The organism is Psychrobacter sp. T6-1 (genome assembly GCF_052258445.1).
Map to the genome: position 1 here is coordinate 1 of NZ_JBQQFC010000142.1, position 6,000 is coordinate 6,000.

Sequence of the window (6,000 nt, forward strand, 5' to 3'; positions counted from 1 at the left end):
TATTTGACGATAAAGATTAATTAACAGTTGTAAGTTAATATAAAAGTCAGTAAAGTTACTGTCATAAATTTTATACAAATCATTAATATAAAGGCATCAGTGTAATTATATGTGTTTTTATATATAGATGGTTTTTAGAATTATTTTTCTTATTTGTAAATTATTTCTGTCTCGGGGTTTAAAACATGTCCTATAGTTCGCTACCACTCAGCTCTAAATTATTCAAATTTACCTCTTTGACTTGTGCGTTAGCATTGGCTGGCTGTGGCGGCGGCGGTGGTGATACGGTTGATTCTATTGCGCCAGAATATGATGGTAGTAATGGTGGACAGACAGGTGGCAACAATGGCGGCAATAATGGTGGCGGTGAACAAGTGCCAGAAGTTGAAGCCGATTTCTTTTTGCAGAAACTTACAGTAAATCCAACAATCGTCACACTCTCTGATGAAGAGACTGTTTTTAACGTTGCAGTAAAAGCTGCTGAAGTTAGCTCAGGTGGTGCAGTGGTTGGCAAGCCTGTGAGTCTTAAGGTTACAGACTCTGAAGGTAATGGTATTACTATTGAAGGCCAAAGTATCCAAACGACTGATAGTGATGGCAATGCATCCTATACGCTTAAATTAAACCCGCAAGCAGTGGTTGATAGGTCTGCGCTAATAGCGAACGGATTTGTTTTGGTGGCTACTGCTCAGAAGGCAAATGGTACTTCTGTTTCACAAGAACTAAGAGTCTCAGTGAGTGTGGAAGGTAGTGGCGGTACTCAGGTTACGGAAAGTAAGCTTGATATACAACCTACACTCAGTACCAGTTCTGTCTCTAATAACATTCTAAACCCTTATGGTGACAATGCTGAATTTACTGTTATCGCCAAAGATAACAATGGGGCGCGAGTCCAAGGTGTTACCGTAGGGTTAGGTATAGCTAGCGTCAAAGGTATATCTATCATAGGTGGCAACAACAAAACAACGAACGCTAGTGGCGCAGCTATCTTTAACATAAAAATAGATGAAAATCTCACAGAGACTGAGCGTAACAAACTTATGCAAGGAATTGCATACGCTATTAGTATTCAAGAACAAAACGGTGCCACAAAGGCGGTAACAGGTAATTTCAATGTAGCTTTACCTTTTTCAGACTATGCTCTTAACGTACAAGGTCAAAACACGGTACTTAATGCTTATGGAGATAGGCAGACTTTGACTATCGTGGCAGCTGCTAAGAACAATCAGGTGCAAACTACTATCAATGGCGCAAAAGCAATTATTAAGCTTAACAATCCTATTGATGGTGTCACGTTAAGTAGTGAAGCGCTGACTCTCGATAACAATGGTAGAGCAGTAGTAGATTTATCGATTGCATCCACACTCAGCGCGGATGATCGTCAAAAGCTAGTAGAGCAAGGCGTTAGCTATACTGTGACGCTATCAGAGCCAAATAAGTCTGTGACTACTAAGACTTATAAAAATATAGTTGAATTACCAGCCGCAAAAAACATTGTTAGTTTTGAGAATAGTACTAAAAAGCAAATATCAAGCTCAGGTGGCGTTGCTGTCATAAGCTTTAGAATAAATGCTGTAGGCGGCGGTACTGTAGCAAATCAACCTGTTATCGCAAGCTTGCCTATTGAGTTGGCTAATAACGGTCTGCTTACTCTTGATGGTAGTGCTGAGAAAACGACTGACAATAGAGGTATTGTCAGTTATACGGTAAGAGTGCCTGCAGGTCTGACTAGCGTTCAAAAAGCTCTATTAGAGCAATCTAACAACTTTGCGTTAAGCGTGAGAGCAGTTGAAGCTTCAGGTGCGAGTAGTGTAGCCAGTAGTGAATCCATAGTTATAGGTTCAGACGTGGGTCGAAGCGATATCCAGCTATCATCTAGTAATATGCCTAGAAATGTAAGCGTGACAGATGAGCAGTTCACTGTTCAGATATCAGCAAAGCGTATTAATGGAAGCGCGGCTACCAATAAGTCTGTCAAACTTGTATTGAGCAATGTAGCAGGTATAAGCATACAAAGTGGTAATCAGCAAGCTACTGATGCAGCAGGTAATGCGGTATTTACGCTTAATATCAGTCAAAACCTCACTCAAGCGCAGCGCGAAGCTCTTGTAGCATCAGGTATCGACTATACCGCTATCCTTACAGACGATGATGGTACCGAAGCCAAAATTGTTAACATAATCAACATTGTGAAACCTGCAACTAGTATCGATTTTGCTTCTACATTGACACCTGCTGTCAGTGAGCTTGGTGGTCGTGGCAGCATCAGTGTCAAACTACAAACCAAAAGCGCGTCACCACAGCCAGTAGAGGCAAAGATAGTTGATATTCAACTGGGAGCAAAGGCACTTGACTATGGTATTAGTGTCAATCAAACCTCAGCGACGACTGACTTTAGTGGTGAAACTACATTTATAGTTGTCATTCCAGAAGGCTTAACAGCGCAGCAACGTGATGAGCTCAAGAGCACTGGAATTAACTATCAGATCTCTTACGTCGAAAATGGTATTACTTACAAGTCTGATGTCAAAAAAGTCAACATTACCACTCCAGTTATTGCTTTAAACATCTTGAATGCACCCAATAATATCGACAATAGAGCGGGATATATTCTCAACAGCGCTGGCGCCACTACCAATATCCAAGCTCAATTGAATAATCAGTCAAACAACTCGCAAGTGACTAATCAGTCAGTCAAGATGAGGTTTGATAACGCATCACTGGCAAGTCTGTTGACAGTTAATGGTCAGACTGGATCAGCAGTTATTACTGCTACTACAGATGCGGACGGTACTGTTAGTTTCGATGTCGTAGTACCCAACAACCTGACTAATGCACAAAAAACTGCTCTTAGCAATCAAGTACTGACAGCTACGTTGGAAGAAACAGTAACGGGCAAAAAACAACAAGTTAAAGTTAAAGTGCAGTCGATGGCCGCTAGTATTTCGCTGCTAGCAAATATACCGAATTCGCTAAATCTAAATGGTGGTCAGACCCAGATCGAAGTTATTGCAAAAGACAACCAAGACAATACTGTTACTGGACAAAAAGTATTCTTTGCGCTGCCAGCAGCTATTGCTAGTCAAGGCGTTGCGCTAGTATCAAGTGGTAGCCAAACGACTGACAACTCAGGTCGAGCGACGTTTACAATTGCTGTGCCAAATAACCTTACGAATGATCAAAAAGCGGCTATTGGAAGCAGCTTTACAATCGCCCTATCAGCCGCCGATGCTAGTGGTAATATCGTCACTCAAGCACGTACTGTAAATACAGTCATGCCAACGGGCACAGTAGAAGCCTTGACTATTGGTGCCAACAAAGTGGTTAATACAAGTGGTGATACCTTTAAGGTATTTGTCAGACTGACAGATGACGACGGTAGCATAGCTGATCGTGAAGTGCGCTTAAATGTCAATGACCCTATTAGAACGGGCGTAAGCATTAGCAATGGTACTGCAATTACTAACAATGACGGTGTGGCTACTTTTGATTTAACCTTGGAAGATGGCGCTAATGTAAATCAAGCCATACTAGAAGCTGGTATCCGACTCACAGCGACGACAACTACTGCCGAAAATGTGAAGTTGGAACAAAATTATATCGTCGCAGTAGATACTACGACCATTGACAGTTACCAGATTCTGGTCTCATCTGACAAGCCCACTTTAACAACAGGCGGTGACCAGACTAATGCAACATTCCGCGTCACTGATAGTAGTGGCGGAGTGCTTAGCGGAGTGCCAGTACAACTGAGCATTGAAGGTTTGGAGGCCAGTGGCGCAGCTTTGACCACTCCGAGTCTGGCAACTACAGACGTAGAAGGTAAGATAGATGTTGGTGTCTTATTAGCAGCTAATACGGTGAATGCGCGCCTTAACCACAATATCGTTATCAATGCCAAAATCGTCACGCCGCAGTATGATGCAAACGGTGATGTAACTTTACAAGTTCGTGAAGAGAAATCTCTGAACTTGTCAGCAGTAGGCACTGAGATTAGTATTGTGTCATCAACGACTAATCTTAAAGATGACGAAACCACTACTATTACTACCACTCTTGTAGATGGGTCAGGTCTGGCTATTAATAATGCAGGCGTAGAACTGATTGACGCTAACGGCACTATCATTGAAGCTAGTGCAATAGCGACAACTGACGCTAATGGGCAAGCTATTTTTGAAATTGCTGAAAATGAGCTTGATTTTGATAACAATGGTAACTTGCGTATATTCGCGCGTGCCTTTGGTGAAAATAGATTAAATACTCAGCGCAGCTTAAATAGTGTTGATCTAGTTAAAGTTTCACAAGCTGGTATTAGCTTTATTGATATAGAGGACGTCTATGACGTCAATACACCGCAAACCATCACGGTTCAGATACGCCGCGATACCGCAGCACAAGCTTCAGCACTTATTGGTAAGCAGGTTGAGGTGCAAACCACTATAGGTACATTCGCTAGTAGCAACGATGTCATAGTCACAAGACCAATTACTACTGCTAATATAATGGGAAATATAATCACAGTACCTGTAACTCTAACGTCGTCGCTTGCTGGTATTACTGCATTGCAAGCAACTGTATTGGGTGAGACGCTGCCAAATGGTGAACCACGCTTTCGCGCTACCGTCGATGCACGTTTCCGTGCAACAACTCCTGCCAAGATGCTGTTTCAGGCAGTAAGGTCTGTTATTACTCCAGGTGGTAGCACTGAGGTAGTCGCTACGGTCAAAGACAGAAATGATGTGCCAGTAGAGGGCCAGACGGTTGTCTTTAGTCGTGCTTCTGACTCATCAGCTGGTCGCCTATCTGCTGCTACGGCGGTCACGAATAGCAGAGGTGAGGCTCGCGTCGTTTATCAAGCCAATGCTAGCTCACCTATTAATGGTGTGATTATTAATGCGCGTTTATTGCAAAACAATGCAGGTATAGGGACTAAGACTACCAATATTACTGTATCGGAAGATGCGGTTTACACTACGTTAGCTTTTGCTAACAAATTATCATCTGATGATATTTACTATACGGTACGTGGCTCTATCTCTGTTATGGATGGTTCAGGACGCGCTGTTCCAAACAAAGAAGTCTCGATAAAATCTTATGCTACAGCATACGCTCAGGGCAGAGTTTGCTTATTAGATAGTACAGTGACTTATCAAGCTGCTGATAATACTGATGCAGATGGCAATGTAACTACTCCAGCGCCTGTAAGTTTCACTGAACAAGAACCAGTGTTTTTAGAGTCTAACTTTATATCTACTGAAGATCTCAATTACAACTTTACATTGGATCAAGATGAAGATGTCAATCAGAACAATCAATTAGATCCCATTAATCCAGTTGCCATTATTGGCGGCACGCTAGCAGATAATGAGTATTCTTTCATCACAAACGATGAGGGGCGTGCAGACTTCGAGATTCGATATCCTTTACGCTACTCAAGATGGGTAACCGTAGGTTTCGACGCAACGACCTTTGTTAATGGTAGCGAAAACACCCAAACCATCAACTATAGATTACCTGTTCTAGTGGGCGACGTATCGGTCTCTGATTCAACATTACTAACACCTTGGAATAATAATGCTAGCCCGTTTGGTACAGGTGGTGCTACTTGTGCAGATAGTCTAAGTGTGAGTATTAATGAAAATAAAAATAGTACAAGTGTATTTATTACGCCTTATCAGAACTACTCTGTATCTATAAACACGCAAACTGGCAGTTCAAGCTCAACTTCTGACGATGGCTTCTACTTTGTTAACTTCAACCAAGCATTTGATTTGGGCTCCACTATCAGTGTTACAAGTAATGGAGTAGGATTTACTAAGACTCTCAACATTGAATAATTAAATAGTCGTTGTCCGTTGTTACATAAAAGCTCTCTAGCGCCTAGCTATAGAGCTTTTGATTTTTACTCTCATAAAAAATTAATCACCAACTCAATTGCTAAAACACAATAAAATAGCCGACCGGCTATATCTCAGACAATCTTAACTTATTATAGATTTA

At 41.7% G+C, this 6,000-nt stretch carries 1 protein-coding gene; it reads left to right on the top strand.

What is annotated here, in order from left to right:
• Positions 1 to 185: 185 nt before the first annotated feature.
• Positions 186 to 5,837, top strand: coding sequence for a hypothetical protein (locus tag ACTXGO_RS08585; protein ID WP_443574055.1), 5,652 nt, complete (start codon positions 186 to 188; stop codon positions 5,835 to 5,837).
• Positions 5,838 to 6,000: the final 163 nt, after the last annotated feature.

What these genes read in the sequence shown, in the direction of transcription:
- ACTXGO_RS08585 (WP_443574055.1), top strand. Translation starts at nt 186, where the DNA reads ATGTCCTATAGTTCGCTACCACTCAGCTCTAAATTATTCAAATTTACC.